At 33.1% G+C, this 20988-nt stretch carries 20 protein-coding genes; 4 read left to right on the top strand and 16 right to left on the bottom strand.

The genetic code is table 11. The features are described 5' to 3' along the window. Positions 1-8: 8 nt before the first annotated feature. Together ACWCL1_RS06275 and ACWCL1_RS06270 are read right to left on the bottom strand one after the other, a co-directional pair. Positions 9-1184, bottom strand: coding sequence for a sensor histidine kinase (locus tag ACWCL1_RS06275; protein ID WP_454546051.1), 1176 nt, complete (start codon positions 1182-1184; stop codon positions 9-11). Positions 1185-1214: 30 nt separating this feature from the next. Then, entirely contained in the window at positions 1215-1904 is a 690-nt protein-coding gene (locus ACWCL1_RS06270; protein WP_454546050.1) for a response regulator transcription factor, read from the bottom strand. Between the two features lie 223 nt (positions 1905-2127). Between ACWCL1_RS06270 and ACWCL1_RS06265 the strand changes: the two genes are divergently transcribed. Beyond that, complete coding sequence (locus ACWCL1_RS06265; RefSeq protein WP_454546049.1) at positions 2128-2829, top strand: hypothetical protein; 702 nt, start codon at positions 2128-2130, stop codon at positions 2827-2829. Positions 2830-2882: 53 nt separating this feature from the next. Here the strand turns inward: ACWCL1_RS06265 and ACWCL1_RS06260 are convergent, their stop codons facing one another. After that, positions 2883-3605 (bottom strand): SAM-dependent methyltransferase, encoded by a 723-nt coding sequence (locus ACWCL1_RS06260; protein ID WP_454546048.1) that lies wholly within the window; start codon positions 3603-3605, stop codon positions 2883-2885. A gap of 83 nt (positions 3606-3688) precedes the next feature. On the opposite strand from ACWCL1_RS06260, the gene ACWCL1_RS06255 reads away from it, so the two are divergent. From ACWCL1_RS06255 to ACWCL1_RS06245, 3 genes are read left to right on the top strand one after another with little or no spacing between them, the layout of a single operon-like run. Beyond that, positions 3689-4255, top strand: a complete 567-nt coding sequence (locus ACWCL1_RS06255) for an ECF transporter S component (protein ID WP_454546047.1) — start codon at positions 3689-3691, stop codon at positions 4253-4255. After that, complete coding sequence (locus ACWCL1_RS06250) at positions 4255-5655, top strand: ATP-binding cassette domain-containing protein (protein ID WP_454546046.1); 1401 nt, start codon at positions 4255-4257, stop codon at positions 5653-5655. Before ACWCL1_RS06255 ends, ACWCL1_RS06250 begins: the two co-directional genes overlap by 1 nt. After that, positions 5645-6301, top strand: coding sequence for an energy-coupling factor transporter transmembrane component T family protein (locus ACWCL1_RS06245; protein ID WP_454546045.1), 657 nt, complete (start codon positions 5645-5647; stop codon positions 6299-6301). Before ACWCL1_RS06250 ends, ACWCL1_RS06245 begins: the two co-directional genes overlap by 11 nt. Here the strand turns inward: ACWCL1_RS06245 and ACWCL1_RS06240 are convergent. The 13 genes from ACWCL1_RS06240 to ACWCL1_RS06180 form a co-directional block, all read right to left on the bottom strand. After that, positions 6284-6928 carry a uracil-DNA glycosylase gene (locus ACWCL1_RS06240; protein WP_454546044.1) on the bottom strand — a complete coding sequence of 215 codons (645 nt, stop codon included), beginning with the start codon at positions 6926-6928 and terminating at the stop codon, positions 6284-6286. The two genes, ACWCL1_RS06245 and ACWCL1_RS06240, sit on opposite strands and share 18 nt — an antisense overlap. Positions 6929-7018: 90 nt before the next feature. Beyond that, positions 7019-7456 carry a GNAT family N-acetyltransferase gene (locus ACWCL1_RS06235; protein WP_454546043.1) on the bottom strand — a complete coding sequence of 146 codons (438 nt, stop codon included), beginning with the start codon at positions 7454-7456 and terminating at the stop codon, positions 7019-7021. Between the two features lie 85 nt (positions 7457-7541). Beyond that, the gene (locus ACWCL1_RS06230) at positions 7542-8501 is read right to left on the bottom strand and encodes an L-lactate dehydrogenase (protein ID WP_454546042.1); all 960 of its coding nucleotides are present in this window, start codon (positions 8499-8501) and stop codon (positions 7542-7544) included. 201 nt (positions 8502-8702) lie between these two features. Beyond that, on the bottom strand, positions 8703-9182 hold the full coding sequence (locus tag ACWCL1_RS06225; protein WP_454546041.1) for a MarR family winged helix-turn-helix transcriptional regulator: 480 nt from the start codon (positions 9180-9182) through the stop codon (positions 8703-8705). Positions 9183-9184: 2 nt separating this feature from the next. Further along, complete coding sequence (locus tag ACWCL1_RS06220; protein ID WP_454546040.1) at positions 9185-9808, bottom strand: FMN-dependent NADH-azoreductase; 624 nt, start codon at positions 9806-9808, stop codon at positions 9185-9187. 142 nt (positions 9809-9950) lie between these two features. Next, a complete protein-coding gene (gene nagA / locus ACWCL1_RS06215) occupies positions 9951-11105 on the bottom strand; it encodes an N-acetylglucosamine-6-phosphate deacetylase (protein ID WP_454546039.1) in 1155 nt (384 codons plus the stop codon). Between the two features lie 135 nt (positions 11106-11240). Then, entirely contained in the window at positions 11241-12050 is an 810-nt protein-coding gene (locus ACWCL1_RS06210; RefSeq protein WP_454546038.1) for a Cof-type HAD-IIB family hydrolase, read from the bottom strand. A gap of 145 nt (positions 12051-12195) precedes the next feature. Continuing rightward, positions 12196-13413 (bottom strand): MFS transporter, encoded by a 1218-nt coding sequence (locus ACWCL1_RS06205; RefSeq protein WP_454546071.1) that lies wholly within the window; start codon positions 13411-13413, stop codon positions 12196-12198. A gap of 167 nt (positions 13414-13580) precedes the next feature. Then, complete coding sequence (gene pgmB / locus ACWCL1_RS06200; RefSeq protein WP_454546070.1) at positions 13581-14249, bottom strand: beta-phosphoglucomutase; 669 nt, start codon at positions 14247-14249, stop codon at positions 13581-13583. Between the two features lie 88 nt (positions 14250-14337). Then, positions 14338-16608, bottom strand: a complete 2271-nt coding sequence (locus ACWCL1_RS06195) for a glycoside hydrolase family 65 protein (RefSeq protein ID WP_454546037.1) — start codon at positions 16606-16608, stop codon at positions 14338-14340. 17 nt (positions 16609-16625) lie between these two features. Then, positions 16626-17618, bottom strand: coding sequence for an aldose epimerase family protein (locus ACWCL1_RS06190; protein WP_454546036.1), 993 nt, complete (start codon positions 17616-17618; stop codon positions 16626-16628). Between the two features lie 17 nt (positions 17619-17635). Then, positions 17636-19015, bottom strand: coding sequence for an SLC45 family MFS transporter (locus tag ACWCL1_RS06185; RefSeq protein ID WP_454546035.1), 1380 nt, complete (start codon positions 19013-19015; stop codon positions 17636-17638). 170 nt (positions 19016-19185) lie between these two features. After that, positions 19186-20943: a glycoside hydrolase family 13 protein gene (locus ACWCL1_RS06180; protein ID WP_454546034.1), complete on the bottom strand. Its 1758-nt coding sequence runs from the start codon at positions 20941-20943 to the stop codon at positions 19186-19188. Positions 20944-20988 lie beyond the last annotated feature (45 nt).

The raw sequence follows: 20988 nt of genomic DNA, 5'->3' as shown, positions 1-20988 counted from the left end.
ATATCTCCTTAAATTTTGATATCCTCTGTTTCCTTTATATCTTCCGTTTTGGCAGGCTGTTCAATTGGAAAATGCATAATAAAACTGGTTAGTTCATTATCTGACCTAACTTTAATATTTCCATGATGCAAATCAACAATGCGTTGCGTAATTGCCAATCCTAAGCCAGTTCCTCCTGTTTTTGTGTTTCTAGATTTTTCAACCCGATAAAAGCGATCAAAAATTTGTGGTAATGAATCTTGCGGAATCGGCTCACCATCGTTAGCAACTTGAATTTCAATTTCATCATTACTAACTTTATGTGCTTCAAGATAAATATGCTTAGCACCTTTCCCGTATTTAATTGCATTAGTAATCAAGTTGTTAAAAATCCGGGCAAATTTTTCAGGATCAACTTCAATCATAATATCTTCCGCTGGCATTTTAGTTATAATTTTCATTCCTTTTTGCCGAGTTTCAAGTTCAAAACTAGTTTCAAGCTGTTCAAATAATGAAGCAATTGAAACTTCCATTAAATTTAATGGTGTATCGATTTGGCGTACTTTAGTATATTCAAACAAATCATCAACTAAAGATTTCATTTGATTAGATTTTAAATATGCAATATGTGCATACTTAATTAAATCATCCTCACTTCGATACTGATGATTTTCAATTAATCCTAAATATCCAATAATTGAAGTCAAGGGTGTGCGAATGTCATGACTGACATTTGTAATTAATTCATCTTTTGATTTTTCAATTGCTCGTTCTTCTTCCATTGCTTGAATTGTACTATCTACCAAAGTATTAATGCTTTCAATTACTCGTTGCATTTGTCCTGAAACTGTAAAAGGAATTCGATGATCAAAATGTCCTGCTGCAATATAATGTAGTTCAGCAATCACATGAAGTAATTGGATTTGGTGATAATGACGAACAAAACGCCAATAAATAACAAAACTATCAATCACGCATGATAAAAAGACAAATAAAATCCCCCAATTCCCAACCTGAAGATCATTGGGACCTAATGCCAATGACATCTTCACTTGGAAGATTCCTTCACTAAATCCTGGATTTTGTTTGATCCATTCATTAATCAAGATAAAAATAGCGATGTTTGAAGTTACTAACAAAATTAACGTCAGAAAACCTTCAATTAATAAATCTCTTTTCTCACGTGTCGTTAGCTTTAATTTCATCATCGCTCGCCTTCTTTACGTTGATCAAAATTAGTGAGTTTCAATTTTATATCCTACGCCCCACACAGTTTGGATAACTTTTTCTCCATTAGTAGCTTCTTCAATTTTATCGCGCAAATGACTTACGTGAACCATAACTGTTTTAGCTGAAACAACTGATTCTTGTTGCCATACACGTTCAAAAATTTCATCTGCTGAAAATACTCGGTTGGGATGACTGGCAAGTAAGTATAAAATACCAAATTCTAAAGCTGTTAATTGAATTGGTTTTCCATCTGAAGTTGTAACTTCATGTGAATCTTTTTTAATTACAAGTGGTCCAATTTCAATTTGATCTGGTTCAACATTCCGCACTTCATGTTGAGAACGACGTAACAATGATTTAACACGTGCCATTACTTCAAGTGGATTAAATGGTTTAGTAACATAATCGTCTGCTCCTTGGATTAATCCTTGAATTTTATCTAAATCATCAGTTTTAGCCGAAAGCATCAACACTGGAATTTGTGAGTCTTTACGAACTTCACGCAATACTGCTAACCCATCCATTTGAGGCATCATGATATCTAAAATCATCAAGCTGATGTCTGGATTTGTGTTAAGTTTAGTAATTGCTTCTTTCCCATTATATGCTTTTTCAACATCATATCCTTCATTCGTGATATAAATACTCATCAATTCAACAATGTCTTTATCATCATCTACGATTAAGATTTTCATGTCGCATCTTTCTCCTATTCTTACCGAAAATATTTAGGTAATTTTACAAAGTTTCTTGCTAGATATTCCAGCCCACTGTATCTATTTTAACAAAAATTTTAGCATAAACGAATAAAATATGTACATAATCATAATAAAATCATTATTTTCCTAAGGAATTTATTTTAAAAATTTTGAAATTTAGCATAAAATAAAGATATATGATTATTAAGGAGGCTTTTTGATGCTAGTCAAAGACTTTATCGATGATACTTTAACATCTGAAAATTTTAATAAAATGGTTATAAATTTAATCGGGCATTTCGGATCAATGGTTAAAGAAATCGAGCATAACCGCCCAGGATTTAGCCAGATCATGGAAAGTCATCTTTTATGGACCCATGATAATGCTATTTTGGGAGCAAAAGATTTTCCTGCTAAGTACAATCCAACTTACAAAATGTACTTTTCGACTGAAGTTGTTGAAGATAATCCCACTTTCTTAGCATTTAAAGAAAAACTAACTCAATTTCAAGAAGCGGTTAAACAACTTCCTAATGAAATTGATGAAACTGAACACCAACTATTAGATAACTCTACTTTGCGTAATCTTTTTCCTGTTGAAAAAGAAAATGACAATGTTGAAGTCCCTCAATTGTTTATTGATCAAAATAGTAATGTTCAAATTTTAACTCAAGAAGATTATGGCTTTAATGGTAAACGTGATTTAGACTTTTACAATATGTTTAATACTGGAGTTTACTCATTTGAAGAAATTGCATACTATGAGTTAAATAAAGCAGATGGAAGTACCTTCACTAAAGCTGATTTCAACGACTACGATACTAATGTTGTATTAGGACATATTCTCGTATTCATGACTCGCTATGGTTATACTGAAAATGATTTTGAAAACTTTGTAGAACATTTTGATATTATTAGTTAATAATCAGTAATAAAAAATAAGGGATTGTGATTTAAATCACAATCCCTTATTTTTTAACGTACTGTAAAGACTTCATCTCTAATAAAGTCAAATGGTCGGTGATTACAATTTAACATAAATGGTTTAGTTAATTGCGCTTCTTCCCAAAACTTAGCAGAATTAGTTGCACCATTAGGTTCACCAATCACAATAAAATTTCCTTGAAAGTTGCTACGACGCAATTCTTTTAAAATTTTCCAATCAATTTCATCATGATCAGGTGACCATGCCATAATAATATTGTCTACATACATCGAATATTTTTGAACTGCCTTTAATGCATCAATTTGCTCAATTTGAGTCCATGGATGAGGCTTTTCAACATCTTGACCATGCCAGTTTAAATTATCAGTCGCAATTGTATGAGGAAGAAATGTACTAATAACTGCATTGCCAGCCATAATTTCAACATTATGACTATTCTTTCCACAAAAAATTTTTAAATCTTCAATCCAAGTTTTGGAAAAGATATGCCAAATACCAAAATTTTCAATTACAATTTGACGAAAATTTTCTAAAATTCCAGAATCTTCCATTAATCCTGGATAATCAATCAAATGATCATAAATAAATTGATTACTCATTCCTAATTTGGGTAATGGATATTTAGGTAAGTCGTGTTTTTGTAACCGACTTAATGTGTCTAGAACTGCATTGATTTGAATTCTAAACTCCCCTAGATTCTCATATTGGTCAGCCATAACTTCCAATTTATCCGTATATTTATATAAATCCATTAATAATTACTCCCACTTCTCCTTGAATCTTTGTATAATTAGATTATACCAATACATATTTTTTTACAAAAGGAATTTATTTTATGAAATTGCCCACAATTAATTCATCAAAAAATCACTGGACTATTCACGATGTTATTTTATTATCACTAATTGCAATTTTTTTTGGTATTATCTATCAAGTTTGGAACTATGCATATTATGCACTCGCTGCAACTCCGTTTAAACCTTATGCTAATGATTTAACGCTTGGAGTATGGTTAATGGCTGGCCCATTATCTGCACTTTTATTAAAAAAAAGAAATGCTTGCTTTATTGGAGAAATTTTAGCAGCAATTATTGAAATGTTTATTTTTTCAAGTTGGGGAGTCAATGCAATTTTAGCTGGTGCAATTCAAGGATTAGGATCAGAAATTGGTTTTGCATTATGTAAGTACCATCATTTTGATAAATTTGGATTATTTATTTCTACAATTACTGCTACCATTGTTACCTTTACTTGGGATTTATTTCAAAGTGGCTATGCAAATTATCCATTAAAAATGCTTGAAATTTTATTTTTAATCCGTTTTATTTCCATTGGAATTTTCGCTGCAATTTTAGTTGCATTGATTCAACGACTCTTAATTAGAACGAAGGTGCTACAATAATGCTTTCATATGAAATAAAAAATGTATCTTTCGCGTACCATTCATCGACTCGTTTGCTTGATAATATTTCTTTTAACTTAAATTCAAATTCAACTTTTCTTTTGCAAGGAGAAAATGGGAGTGGAAAATCAACACTTTTAAAATTAATGGCGGGATTAATTTCTCCAACTAAAGGGCAGGTTTTACTTAATAACCAATCAATTTCACAAATTGTACCTGCTGTCCGTACAAAATATGTGGCTTATCTTCCACAAAATGTTCGTCATTTTTTTACTTTTTCCACGGGAAAACAACAGTTTGAATTTGTTTTTGCAAATCTTGGTTTATCTCCTACTGATATTCATAAAGTTTATCACCAAACTGTTACTCGGTTTAAATTAACAAATATCATCACTACTCCCATTCAACTTTTGTCTGGTGGAGAATTGCAACGCATGGCACTAGCATTAATTTTAAGCATTGATGCTGAATACCTATTTTTAGATGAACCTTTTGCTAATTTAGATACTCAAAACCGTCAATTTTTCATTGAACAACTCCTGCAGTTAAAGCAACATAAAACAATTTTTTTTATTGAACATAATCTTACTGGCTTAAATTCACTCGTGGATAACGTTTTTTATTTAAATCAAAATGGAAAAATTATCCACAATGAAACTACATCATTATCTCAAGTTAAAACTAAAGTTTCACGTGTAACTGCTTCTTTATCTGGGGATAACTTACCAACTAAATTTCAAATGCACGCATTAACACTTAAATTTACCAACAAATTATTAGTAAATAATCAAAGTTTTGCTTTTCCTGCCGGGAAAATGGGATTGATTTGTGGAAAAAATGGTATTGGTAAAACAACTTTATTTAACTCATTCACAAAACAGCAGTCTTATTGTGGAGAAGTTTTTTTCAACCATTTAGAAGAAAAGTCTCTTTCAACTAAAAAATGGTTTTGCTATGTTAATCTTGGATTTCAAAATGCAGAAGATCAATTTATAAAAACTACTGTTAAGGCTGAACTAAATTCTGCTCAAAAAGTTTCACATCATCCTGAATTTTGGACAAATCAAGTTATCCACCACTGGTGTGATAAACTTAATCTGTTATCTGTTTTAAATGAAAGTCCCTACTATATTTCAGGAGGACAACAAAAAAAAGTGCAACTATTAATCTTAGCGATTATTAGTGCACCTGTAATTCTACTTGATGAAACTTTTACTGGATTAGATCAGGCCTCGCTTACTAGTAGTTTTGAATTAATTGAAACTTTAAAAAAATTCAACATTACAATTTTAGTAATTGATCATGACTTAACCCAATTAAATCACTTTGATTATGTACTTCAACTTCAAAATCAAGCTTTAACACTACTAAAGAAAGGAACCAATGTGCATGACTACTAAAAAGCTTAATCCTTCAATTGCCATCATTCTTATGCTTATTTGTGGATTAATCATGACTTTTGCACATAAAATTTGGTTAAACTTACTTATTTTTAGCATTTGTCTACTCTATTTAAGTTATCAACATGTGAATTGGAAAAAAATGGGGATTGCTTTGCTCATTGCTTTTCCATTTGCACTTGGAAGTTGGCTTTCCTTTGCCACTTTTAGCCATAACTATACTGCTGCTTGGTTATATAGTACGCGGATTTATGTTTACTTCGCACTTGGAGCACTCGTTACTTTAATGTATCCACTATCTCAAATCTTATTTAGTTTACATCAGCACTTTCATTTACCAAACACCTTTGTGTATGGCATTTTAACTGCAAGTAAAATGTTTGCGAACGTTAATGCTCAAATTAAAAAAATCCGAATTTCAGCTAATATGCGTCAAAAAAGTTTATATTGGTGGAACCCAATGCTTTATTTAAAAATCATTGTGAGCTGCTTAAACTGGTCCAATGATTTGTCCACAAGTTTAATTGCTCAAGGTTTTTCTGATAATTATCCCCGTACATCATTATATGCTGATTCAATCTCCCAAACAGAGTGGCTTATTTGCATTAGTATTATTTTACTTGTAGGACTACTCGCTATCATTTAATAATTTATTGATGAGTTCCCAATCATACTGAATTGCTGACGTTAAACTGCGATTATAAAAAACAGCAGCCGGATGAAACGTAGGAACTACTCGATAATTTTTTTCTCCCAAAATATATCCATCTTTGGTTTGATTTAATTGCTGAATTGGACCATCAAACACTTTGCCATGAGCCTTACCAACGCTAAACTTAGGTCCTAATAATCGTTGTAAACTTATATTTCCAACTGTTACGATCATTTTAGGATTAACTTGTGCTAACTCCCAATCAAATAATGGTGCATATGCTAAGACTTCTTTTTTACTTGGAGTTCGATTAGGTGTCTTGACCTCAAGTTCACCTGTTTTTTTATTTTTGACTTGTTTTATAGAATAAGGTCGACTACGCACAACACTTGTGATATACACATCATCACGTTTTAATCCTGTAATGGCTAATGATTTCATTAATTCCTGTCCTGATTGTCCAGAAAATGGAATATGTTGAGTAATTTCTTTTCTTCCAGGAGCTTCTCCTACAATCATAATTGGTGGATTAAGCTTTCCTTGCCCAGATAAAAATCCTTCCAGTTTATAACCTTTTGCTCTTTTTTTCACCATATCAACTAAATTTTGTGGATATTCCATTCAAACACCTTCTTAAATAATCAACTCGTAAGCAAAGCGCGTTGGATCCATCAGTTCATCTACTTTAATTATGCCACGTTTTTCAAATCCTTATTTTTCAGCTAAATGTTGCATAATTTTATTTTGAGGATGAGTATCACACCGAATAACATTAAATCCCTTATCAAGTGCAAGGGTAATTAAATTTGACATAAAAAATGCTGATAAATTTTTGCCACGAAAATCTGCAGATACTGCCAAGCGATGTAATGTTGCATATGATTTTGAACTTTTCCACGCTCCTTTTTCAATCACACTATATGTTGACTCAGGAGTGGTTTGCAAAACTGCATAACCCACGATTTGGTTATCATAAATTAGGACATAACCGTTTTGATTATTAAGATCTGTTTGAATATCTTTTCTTGCTGGATATTCATCTTGCCATTGTGGAACGTGATTTTTATGAAGAAAAATGCGTGCCTCGTCAATAATTATCATGATCTTATCAAGATCATTGGTGGTTGCTTTTCGTACATATATCATCATTATATGATATGCTACTCCCTTCAACTAAAAAAGTCTGTTAGACCTCAAAAGAGCCTAACAGACCTAAAATAATCGTTATGTAGGATTATTTTTCAAGTACTGAATCAAGAACTTCTTTAAGTTCTGAAGCTGATTTGTGTAAACCAGCTTTTTCTTCATCAGTGATGTTCATTTCAACAATGCGTTGTACACCGTTTTCTGTAACGATTGCTGGGATACCTGTAAAGATATCTTTCAAGCCATATTCACCGTTAAAGTATGCTGAAACTGGTAAGATTGAGTGTTCGTCGTTTAAGATTGCACGAACAACACGTGCTGTACTTAAACCAATACCCCAGTTTGTGATTTGCTTACGATCAATGATGTAGTAAGCAGCGTCACGAACATCTTGGCGGATGCTTTCAAGTTCGTCTTCTTTAATAGCACCTTCATCACCATCTTTGATCCAGTCCATTAATGGCTTACCACCAATTGTAGCTTGTGACCATAATGGTTGTTCTGAATCACCGTGTTCACCAACAATGTATGCTGAAATATCATGTGGGTCAACACCTGTGCGTTTTGATAATTGCATACGTAAACGAGTTGAGTCAAGTGATGTACCTGTACCGATAACGCGATTTTGTGGTAAACCTGATTCATCCCATGCAACATATGTTAAAACGTCAACTGGGTTTGATACGATTACTAAGTTGCCATCGAAACCTGAAGCCATAACTTCTTTAACGATTGAACGCATGATCTTAGCGTTTGTACCAACTAATTCCAAACGTGATTGACCTGGTTTTTGGTTGATACCAGCTGTAATGATTACCATTTGAGCATCTTTACAATCTGAGTAGTCACCATGGTATACTTTGCAGTTTTCTCTAGCGTATGTAACCCCATCCATTAAGTCGCGTGCTTCACCATCTGCTTTGTCGCTCGCAACGTCAATTAATACCATTTCATCTAAAAGACCTTGGTTTAAGATTGAGTATGCACAACCCATACCTACACCACCGACACCGACAATAGCAGCTTTTCTTGCTGTTTTTGTAGACATTTAAAATCACCTCTTAAATAATTTAGAAAAGATCTTAATAATTTAAGACCCTCAACGTTTTATATTTTACCAAAACAATGGCATAAATGAAAACATTTACTATAGAAAATTTACATAATTACTTAATTTATTTTTTTATTTCCATTACCAAAACTTATCAAGTATTCTCATAATCATGTACAAATTCATTTATTTTCCCTTTTAAATTGCCATATGATCTTTGATATATGTTAAAAAGCGAATGATTGCATCTAATTCTACTTCTGAAAATTCAGTGCTAATTTTATCTTGTAATTCCCAATAAAGATTTTTATCCATTTCTTGGTGCAATTTTGCTAATTTTATTCCTTTATTAGTGAGCTTATAATAAATATTTTTCTTATTATCATCATGTTGGGTAGTAATAAGCAACTCTTGAATAAGCATTTTTTGTGCCGCACGGGTAATGGTACTGCGAGTAACTCCTAGTTTTTGAGCAATTTTGGCGCCAGTTAATTCAGTTTGTTCATCTAAAAGATCTAACATATGGAATCCAACAACTGTTAATGTTGGAATAATTTGCTTTAACTTTGAATCATCTACATGCTCACTCATCCAAGTTTGAGCAGTGGTTAACTTACTGGTGCGTGCATTTTGAATTTGTGAAACCAGAATTGTAATTTGATTAATTTTGCTATCCATAATTAAAATTCCTTTGCAATTTTAGCGGCATCATACATTGCATCTGCTTTAATTTGTTGTCTTTGATTAAAATGTTGATCAACACCTTCAATATAAAGACTTGTAAAATCGGTTATTCCAAAAAGTTGCAATGCTAATTTCAAATAATTTCCTCCAAAATCAAATTTTTCTAAATCCGTTCCGTGATAAACGCTTCCCGCTGATTGAATATGCAAAGCTTTCCTATTCTCTAAAAGTCCAACTGGACCATTTTCTGTGTATTTAAAAGTCTTTCTTGGAACTGCAATAATATCAAGATATTGTTTCATTTCCGCAGGGATAAAGAAATTATACATTGGATTAACAAATACATATTTATCGGCTCCCAAAAATTCATTTAACCACTGATTGTGTTTTTCCAAAATATCCTTTTCTCCATCTGAAAGTGGTTGACCGTTTCTTTGATGTTTCCAAGCTTGCATCGTCAAATCATTTAAAGGCGGAACTTTTTCACTAAATAAATCGTGAATAATAATCTCATCTTCAGGATGAAGTTTTTGATATTCCTCAATAAAATAATCACTTACGCTAATCGAAATACTTTCCTCAACGTGAGGATGAGCTTTAATCATTAATACTTTTGCCATAATAATTACCTCCAAAATTAATTTCAATAATTATTATAATCATTTTTGTTGTCCACGCAACAAAAATAGATTTAATATATTTCAATTAACTTTTAAAGACAAAAAAAGGTTACGTTATAACCGCAACCTTTATCCATATTAATTAAGCTTTGTAGCGTGACTTTCCATCAAGATATGTTTCACTTAATGTCATATCAGGATTTAAAATTAAGAAATCCGCATCTGCTCCTGGAATAATGGAACCAACTTGATTTTCCATATTCATACTTTTAGCAGGAATTAAACTTCCCATTTTAACTGCTTCTTCTGGAGTAGCAACTTCCCAGTCAACTACATTTTTCAAAGCATCCTTCATTAATAAAATACTTCCTGCTAAGTTGTTACCTTCTTTTAAGCGAGCCATACCATCTTGAACATAAACTTCAAGTTCACCAAGCATATAATCACCGTCAGGCATTAAACCTGCACGCATACAGTCTGTTACCAATTCAACATTGTCAGTTGTTTTTTGATCGATTAATACTCGAACGACTGCAGGAACATTGTGATGCCCATCACAAATAATTTCACAATATGTATCATCCATTGTGTAAGCTGCACCAACCATTCCTGGTTCCCGATGTCCCATGTCACTCATTCCATTATATGTATGAGTAAACATAGTTGCACCGGCTTCAATACATCTTTTAGCTTGTTCATAAGTAGCACTACTATGTCCAATCGATACTACAACGCCATCTTGAACAGCTTGCTTAGTAAATTCAGCTGCACCCTTACGTTCTGGAGCAATTGAGATTTTATTCAACAATCCATTCGCTGATTCTTCCCATTTACGGAATTCTTTAATATCTGGATCGCGTAAATATTTAGGATCTTGAGCGCCTTTATGTTCTTCAGTAAAGTAAGGTCCTTCAAAATGAATTCCCCGAATTTTAGCACCGGTTTCTTGTCCTTTATGATTCCCAATTACTTTGCATACTGCATCTAGTTGATCAAATGAAGCGGTTACTGTAGTTGGAAGCCATGAAGTTACTCCTGCTTTAAGTAATCCTTCTGACATTTCATTAATTGCATCCCAATCTCCATCAGTAACATCATGTCCTAACAAACCATGAATATGAGTATCAAATAATCCTGGGGCTACCCACTTATCACCATATTCCACAATTTTTCCTGTTGGTTTATTATTTTCTGGAATATATGTACCAAACTTGCCATCATCTGTGATCTCTAAATAACCATTGTTTTCAGTCGTATTCTTTAAAAAGAATTTTGCTGCATGAATATAGTAACTCATTTTAAGTCTCCTTCTATACCATAACATAATTGATCTACCAAAATTGGAATAGACCATTTCTAATTACTATTCTTTCATATTTTGTTATCGCTTGCAAATATTTTTTCTATTATTAAAAAACTTTAATCAAGTCGTTTATTTAATTGCAAATAATTTTTCTAAAGTTACTAATACGCCTTCATCTTCATTTGAAGGACAAACGTTTTTAGCAGCGTTTTTAACTTTTGTTGAAGCATTTTCCATAGCATAGCTATGGGTACAAAATTCAAGCATTTCAATATCATTTTCGCCGTCTCCAAATGCAGCACATTGTTCTGGAATAATATTCCAAAGTTGAACCAATCGTTTCAATGCAGCTGCTTTATGACATCCAGGCATAATTAAATCAATTGCACCAAAACCACTTGAAGTTGGCTCAACTTTCCCAGAAAATTCCGTTTTAAACTTCGCTAAATATTCTTCAGTTTCCTTAGGAGGCACATTAGAAGCAAACTTCAAAATCTGATCATCAACATCATTAAAATCATCAACCCACTCTAAGTGATGATAGTAAAAGTTAGTTAACTTGAAGAAATCATCATCAACCCTATTACGTTCACAATAAGCACTTTTAGCACCACACATTACCATTTTGATTTCAGAATGTGCATGCGCAAAAGCAATCATTTCTTTAACAATTGATTTAGGCATCTCATTTATATAAATCATTTCACCATGACTTTCAACTAGTGCACCATTTTCTGAAATAAAAGTTAGTTGATCAGCACATTGAGCAAATAAATCACGTAACGTAAAATATTGACTTCCACTTGCAACTACAAAGTTAGCGCCTTGTTTATTCATTTCTGTTAAAATTTTTTGAAAACGTTCAACATTATATTGATGTTTATCATCCGTAAATGTGCCATCAATATCTGTTGCTACAAGTTTAATGTCATTTTTCATTTATAAGCCTACTTTCATTTTCAAGTTATAATGCTACTCCCAACTATTATTTTATTATACTTAAGTCATTCAGCCTATCTTTTTTGAAAAGTATTTAATAACTGATAATACTAAAAAAGCGCCAATCAAATTGACGCTTTTTACTTTATTTTTCTACTGTTAACTTTTTAAATCCTGGAAGTAAGTTCATAACAATAAAACTAATAATATAAAGTCCTGAAAGAAACATCATTGTTACTGTTAAGTTAAAATACTGCATTAATAATCCAATCACAACCGATGAAAATCCTCCAATTGCCCGACCAACATTCATAATTAAGTTGTTTGCAGTTGAGCGGATTTCAGTTGGATATAAGCGACTAATGACTGCTCCATATCCTCCAAACATTCCATTTGAAAAGAAACCGATAAGCATTCCAGCTAAAATCATTGTAAATGCAGTTGTCGCTTTTAAAATTACAAATAATACACATGCAGAGCCAATTAGAAAAATGCTAAATGCTACTTTGACACCAAATTTATCCATGATATATCCAAATACAACCATTCCACAGCTCATCCCAACAATTGTTGCAATCATCCAAATTGATGACTTAGAAACTGAAAGTCCTTGTTGTTTTTGAACAATTGAAGGTAACCAGTTCATTAAACCAAAGTAACCGGCAATTTGCACAATCGTCATCACCATTAATCCTAATGTTTGGAAGCAAAGGTACGGCGTTTCAAATAACCGTTTAAATGAAATTTTAGTTTTATTTGCTTTAACTGCTTGTTTAGTTTGTAAAAACTCATCACTTTCATGTAAATGCCGCCGAATAAAATAAGCTAAAATCACTGGAATAATTCCTACTAAGAATAATGTATTCCAGCCAAATCGTGGAATAATAAATGAAGCACTTAATGCTGCTAAAATTGCTCCAATTTGACCGCCAATGGCTGCAATTGAAGTCATTTTACCAACTTGAGACGTTTTGAAATTTTCAGCAATCAATGCCATTCCTACTCCATACTCACCACCTGCACCAATTCCAGCAATAAAGCGTAATAAGTAAATTACTGGAAGTGAATGGGCTAAGTACATTAATCCAGTCGCAAATGCAAAAATAAAAACAGTGTGGGTAAAAGTTTTTACACGGCCAATTTTATCACCTAAGATACCAAAAATCGCACCGCCAACAAGCATCCCCAGATTAGTAATTGTTCCAATGAAACCCGCTTGTCCTTGTGAAATATGTAAACTTGAAATCATTGGTGTTAATGCAAATGATAAAAACATTACATCCATATTTTCCAAAGCAAACCCTGCAGATGTTGAAGCAATTACTTGTTTTTGATCCTTCGACAACTTTGTGACAGTACGCATCTGTGTATTTTCCATATTCAATTCCTCCAAAATTGATGCTCACAGGCATCATTTATTTCTTACATAGCATTTTACACTTTTAAACAAGTTTTAACAAGATAAGGTACAGAAGCTGGCAAAAAATAAGAGACTGGAACTTACGTCCCAGTCTCCTATCTTCTAATTAATTATTTATGAGTCTTTTCAAATGCTTTTTCAAAAAGGGCATAACTGAAATCATCTGTTGTTGGTACAATCACATCAGCTTTAGCTAATTCGGTTGGATCCCCAACAGCTACGGCTGTCATTCCTGCATCTTTAATTGCTTGAACCCCAGCAACTGCATCTTCAACCCCAACACATTGTGATGGTTTCAAATCAACTGCAGCTGCACCAGCTAAGAAAATATCTGGAGCTGGCTTACCATGAGCAACTTTTGATGGATCAGCAATTGCATCAAAGGCTTCAAATAACCCTAATTTCTTCAAAATTGCAGGTGCATTCTTTGAAGCTGATGCTAATGACATCTTAACACTGTGTTCTTTTAATTGTTTAATTAATTCTGGAATACCAGGTAAAATATCTTTTTCAGTTAATCCTTCAATTGCTTTCAAGTAGTAGCCATTTTTTTCAGCTGCTAACTTTTCAATATCTTCGTCAGTATATTGATCTAACAAGTTACCATATTCTAAAATGCGTTTTAATGAATCAATTCGGCTAACCCCTTTTAATTCAACTTCAAACTTAGCAGGTAAATCTAAGTTTAACTTTTCTTTTGCTAATTGACGCCATGCATCAAAGTGATATTTAGCTGTATCTGTGATTACACCATCTAAATCAAAAACAGCACCTTGCATTGTTTCCATATCTCGTTTTTCCTCCATTTTCCTTATGTACACCAAAACGCCAAAGGTTTCCCTCGGCGTTTTAGTTTCTAATCAAATCTTATTTGATTTCTGTATCTTCACCATTAAGCTTAATTGTTAATGGTTCACCCTTCAACAATTTAACTTCTGTGTTTTCTTTTGTAACGTTAATTTCCAATAAACGATCACGGAAGTATAAGCGGAACTTGTAGCCATTCCAAGCTTTTGGTACAAATGGCTTGAATTGTAATTGGTCATCATTTACACGCATACCTGCAAAACCTTCAACAATTGCTAACCAACCACCTGACATTGCAGTGATGTGTAAGCCATCTTCTGTATCGTTGTTGTAGTTATCTAAGTCTAAACGAGCTGTCCGTTCATATAATTCAACTGATTTTTCTTCGTAACGTAAATCAGCAGCCATGATTGCGTAAATTGAAGCTGATAAACTTGATTCATGAACTGTCAATGGTTCGTAGAAGTCAAAGTTGCGTTTCTTTTGTTCTTCTGTAAAGTCATCCATGAAGTACCACATTGCTTGTAATACATCAGCTTGTTTTACGTATGGAGAACGTAAAATCTTATCCCATGACCAGTTTTGGTTAATTGGTAATTCATCAGCTGGAATTGTGTTAATTGGGTTATTGTTTTCATCTAATGTGATGTCTTTATCTAAGAAACCATCATGTTGTACGAAAATTCCCAATTCTTTATCTTCTGGTAAGTACATCTTATCAACGATATCTTGCCACTTAGCTTTTTCATCATCTGTAACGTTTAACTTAGCAGCTTGTTCGCTTGAAACTTCTTTTAAGATATCTAATGTGTATTGTAATTCCCACTTAGCTGTAACGTTTGTGTACCAGTTATTGTCAACGTTATTTTCATATTCATCCGCACCAGTTACACCGTGAATCATGTATTGACCATGACGTTGTGAGAAATGTACTCGATCTGCCCAGAAACGTGCAATCGCTACTAATACTTCACTACCTTCGTTTAATACATAACTCTTGTCGCCAGTTGTCTTTGTGTAGTTGTAAATTGCATATGCAATATCACTGTTACGGTGAATTTCTTCGAATGTAATTTCCCATTCGTTATGGCATTCAACCCCATTAAATGTAACCATTGGGTATAATGCACCCTTTAAGCCTTGTTGTTGAGCATTATGGAATGCACCATCTAATTGGTTATGACGATATTTCAACAAGTTCTTTGGAACTTGTGGATCACTTGTACCTAAGTATACTGGTAAGCAGAATGCTTCTGTATCCCAGTATGTAGCACCACCGTATTTTTCACCAGTGAATCCTTTAGGACCAATGTTTAGGCGTGCATCGTTACCATAGTATGTTGAGAATAATTGGAATAAGTTAAAACGAATTCCTTGTTGTGCAGCTTCATCACCGTCAATTGTGATGTCTGATTTTTCCCAACGTTTTGCCCATGCGTTTGCTTGAGCTTCTACTAATTGGTCATATGTTTGTTCGCCTGCTTTATTCATCAATTCTGTTGTAGCAGCGTCTAAATCTTCGCGAGTTTCATAGTCACGAGATGTTGTTACAATTACACGTTTTTCAAATGAAACTGTTTTGTCTGGATCAAGTGTGCCTTCAAAGTTATTAGCAACTGCTTTTTCCATATTTTCTGACTTAGCTGCTTCTAATTGTGTTTCATGGCTCATTACCATTTCAACTGTAAAGCGTGGGATGTCGAAGTTATTTTCAGCTGTTTTACCAACTAAACGACCAGTCTTGTCAGCAACTTCCTTATCCAATACACCCCAGAATTGTTCACCATAGTTTGAATCTTCATTATAAACATCAGCGTTAATCAATGATTGTACTTCGATCTTAACTGGTTCATCACTCAAGTTTGTGAATGTTAATTTGTTTGCATATAATTCCTTGAAATCAATGCTTACAAAGCGTTCTGATGTAACTTGAATCTTGTGACCATCTTTTTCAACAATAAATGAACGATCTAAAACGCCACGTTTCATGTCTAAGCAAAGTTCAAAGTCTGTGTATGAATCTTTTGCTAAGTCAATTGATTCGCCATTGATTTTAATATCAAGACTTACAAAGTCAATCGCATTTGGAATTTTACCAAAGTATTCTGGGTAACCATTTTTCCACCAACCAACACGTGTTTTATCTGGATACCAAACTCCACCTAAGTAAATACCTTGATGTGTATCGCCAGAATATTTTTCTTCAAACATTCCACGCATACCCATGTATTCGTTACCGATACTTGTCATACTTTCTTGGAGACGTTTATCTTCAGGATTTAATTCATGAGTGATAACTTTCCAAGGATCAATTTCAAATGTTCTTTTCATGTGTTTCACCTCTATATTTAATAAGTTTCAACTTGGTAAGCAATTTTAATGCTTTTATGTTCGCCAGCCATTAACCGAACATTTCCAAATTCATCATGATGCAATGCATCAGGTAATGTCTGCACTTCAGTGGCCAGCGAGTTAAATACGCCTTGTTGATCATTTTCACTATTTTTAGGATCAGCAGTAAAGATTACTAAACCATTGCGATCACTGAAAACTCTAATTTTTACATGTGATTCTTTTTCGTCAATTTCGACCACTGGTTCAGTTAAACTTTCTTGTACTTGATATGCTGTATCAAAGCCTTTTTGATTTTCACTTGAACGTAACTTTTCAACTGCATCTGCTAAATTTTGTGCTGTTGTAAAATCATATGCAGTTTGTTTTACATCTAATAGTTTTCCAGTTGGGATCTTTTCTTCATCAACATCTAAAATTTGTGAACCATTGATTTTAATGGTTGTATCTTTTAAGCCTGTTGGTAAAGCCCAGTAAATGTGAATTGTAGGATCATAAACTGTGTTGCTTTTAGCAACAATATCATATGTGACATCTAAGCGGTTATCATCATGTAATAAATAATCGATTTGCAATGTCATTTCTCCTGGAAAACCATCCATTGGATAATCAAGATTTAAACTTAAAATGACTTCATTATCTGCTACTTGGTAACCGTCAAATACTTGCGTACCAATTCCGTTATCTCCACCGTGTAAAGTATTGTGATTTTCGTTAATTGGTACTTGAATTTCTTGACCAGCTAATTCAAAGCGACCATCATGGATGCGCCCAGCAATCCGGCCAATTTGTTTACAAATTTGATATGGATTATCAACATAATCTTGTGCATTTTCAAAATTCACAACTGTATTTTGACGTTTGCCATCATTTAAGATCGAAAACTCTTGAATAATTCCACCTAAAGTCAATACTGTAACTTTAGTTTGTTGTTGATTTGTTAAGGTAAAGCGTTCAACTTTTTTTCCCTGAATAACTTCTTTTTTCATAGTTTCACCTACTTAAATTAGATTTCACCATCAGTTTCATCGGGTTGAACTGGACCTTCTGCACTTGTTTCTTTAATTGCAAATACTGAAAGTGCACCAATTGCCATTGCAATTCCAGCTAAAAGAAGCATGTGAGTTTGTTGCCCACCTAACATTGGGAAGATAACGAAACTTGCTAATGAAGCCACGATTTGTGGTAAGCAAATTGAACCGTTGAATAATCCCAAGTATGTTCCCATGTGCTTTCCTGATAAAGCATTTGTAACAATTGTTAATGGATAAGTATTCATTGCAGCCCATGCCATTCCAACTAATGTGAATGAAACAATTAATACCCATTTGCTGTGAACAAAGAAAATTGAAGCAAAACCAGCTGCACCTAATAATAAACTACCAGCATAACCAACACGGTGGTATTTGTTTGGCATCTTAGCTAATACATATGACCAAATTACAGCAGCAATTGATTGTACCGCTGATAATACTCCATACCAGTTACCAGCAGCTTGGAAACCTTTTGAAGCTGCATCTGTTGTGTGCCATACGTTAACAGCAATTGCACCATTTGAGTATGTCCATAAGTATTGGAAAGCAAACCAACAGAAGAATTGAACTAATGTAACAGTCCAAAATGCTTTTGGAGCTTTCTTCAATAATGTGAACATTCCAACTTTTTCTTCATTGTCTTCTTCAGAAATTCCATGATATTGTGCATATGTTTTAGGATCATATTCATGAACACGGAAAACTGTAAATAAACTTGTAATAATTAAAACAATTGCACCAATGTAAAATGCCCACTTAACTGAATCAGGAACTTCACCTTTAATAGCTTCGTTATGAACACCAATCCATGTAAGTAAGAATGGAAAAATAGCCGCTAAAACGGCACCTGTATTTGATAAGAAACTTTGAATACCATATGCATAACTTTTTTGTTCATCATTAACCATATCACCAATCATCATTTTGAATGGTTGCATTGCAATGTTTGAAGATAAGTCAAGAAATGCAACAGTTATTGCTGCAAAAATCATCGCAGCCATTGAAGCATATCCTAAGCCTAAGTTACCTGAGTTAGGTAATAAACACATTACGATTACGGCAATGGTTGCACCTAATAAAAGATATGGTAACCGCCGTCCACCTAATTTTGGTGCCCATGTTCGATCTGAAAAGTAACCTACTAAAGGTTGTACAATTAAACCAGCTAATGGTGGTAAAATGAAGAACCAACCTAAACTATTAGGATCTGCCCCGATTGTTTGAAAAATTCGACTCATTTGCGAACTTTGCAATGTAAATGCCATTTGAACTCCTAAAAAGCCAAAGTTAATCATCCAGATTGTACTTGGTTTTAAATTAGGAAGTCCAGATTTTGGTTTGTTATTATCCATAACACGAATCCTCCTAAGTATGTAAATCGCTTACGCGCTCCTAAATATACCGTTTAATCAATGTAAACGATTTCGTAATCTATCACACTTATGAGTATACCGCTATCACGAAAATTGTGCAACCGGTTGCACAAAGTTTTTATTACAAATTAGGTTTCAAAATAATTATTTTAATCTTTTTGATACAAAACGAAACCTTTATTTGCTAGCGTTTGACCATCAAATTTACTTTGGATTAAAACATTATTTTTATCTAAATTTAATTTGAATTCTTTTTTACCAGTATTAAAAATTGCATGAATAGAATCAAATGATAATTCAATTTGACCTTTATTATCATCAACAATTTCCCACTTCAAGTCTTTTACATTTAATTTATCAGCAATTTGTTTGCGAACTTCAATTAATTTTTGCATAAATTGGTAAAAATCATGATCTTGTAATTTTTCATCCCAAACCATTGGCTTACGATCATCCGGATCATTTTCACCAGTCATTCCATATTCAGTTCCATAATAAATACTTGGAGTTCCAGGTTGAATAAATGTAAATGCAAAAATTTGCTTTACCAAATCCATATCATCATGTGCAAGGGTTTTAATTCTGGCAGTATCATGTGAATCGAGTACATTAAACATCATTGAATCAGCTAAATCATTATATAGCATTAGTTGTTGATTTAGTTCATTTTTCATTTGAGTAGCACTAATTTGTTTTTCAATAAAATGTCCTTTAATCGCTTCAGTATAAGCATAATTCATTACACCTGTAAATTGATCGCCTTGAAGCCATGGTTGTGAAGTATGCCAAATTTCGCCTAGAATATAAAAATCTGGTTTTAAGGCATAGGTTGCATCATGAAATGCACGCCAGAAATGATGATCAATTTCATTAGCAACGTCTAATCTCCATGCATCAATATCAAATTCTTTAATCCAATATGTTGCAATTGAAAGTAAATATTTTTGTACTTCTGGATTAGCAGTATTTAATTTAGGCATATGTGGTGTATAGTCAAAAGTTTCATAGTTAGCATCATTAGCAAACTCAAAATTATCTGTTGGAGTATAGTGCACTGGAAAATCATTAATATGGAACCAACTTGCATATTTAGAATTAGCACCATTTTTGATTACATCTTGCCATTGAGGAGATTTGTCTCCCATATGATTAAAGACTGCATCTAACATGACCTTAATTCCACGCTTATGTGCTTCTTGTACTAATTTTTTAAAAAGTTCTTTTGTTCCAAAATGAGGATCAATTTCAAAGTAATCTTCAGTATCATATTTATGATTTGAAGGTGCCTTGAAAATTGGGTTAAAGTAAATTCCATTAACACCTAAATCAACTAAGTGATCTAAATGATCCAAAATCCCTTGTAAATCTCCACCATAAAAGTCTTGTCGTCCAGGATGAACAGTTGAATCCCACTCTTTTGCTCCTTCTGGATTTAAGGAAGGATCGCCATTAGCAAATCGTTCTGGAAAAATTTGATACCATACTGTATTTCGCACCCATTCAGGAGCTTTAAACATATCAATTTTTTGAAAGAATGGCATTCTAAAATAATTATTTTCATTTTTTAAGTATGCTTCGGAATAGTTTAGTTGAATTCCTTGATCATTATAAAGAACTTGATTTCCTTCATGATCAGTAAGGTAAAAACCATATGCTAAACGATGTTTAGGTTCTTTTACAGAAATTGTCCAGTAATCATAAACATCGGTACTTAATCCTTTGTTCATTGGAATTTTTTTAACATACCAATCACTGTTCAATGAACGAATTGCATATGGATCTCCATAAACAATTTCAACTTTATCAACGTCATTTTTAGCTGTCCTTAAGCGAATATGCATGGTTTCACTATCTAATAAAAATGCATATTCACTTTCAGGACGATGATAAATTCCTGCAAAATTCATTTTTTTCCTTCTTTCTTTTTTCAATTAAAGTCGCATCAAAAGATG

The sequence above is a fragment of the Ligilactobacillus sp. LYQ135 genome (assembly GCF_053711055.1).
This window is presented reverse-complemented; position numbering and strand designations above follow the sequence as displayed.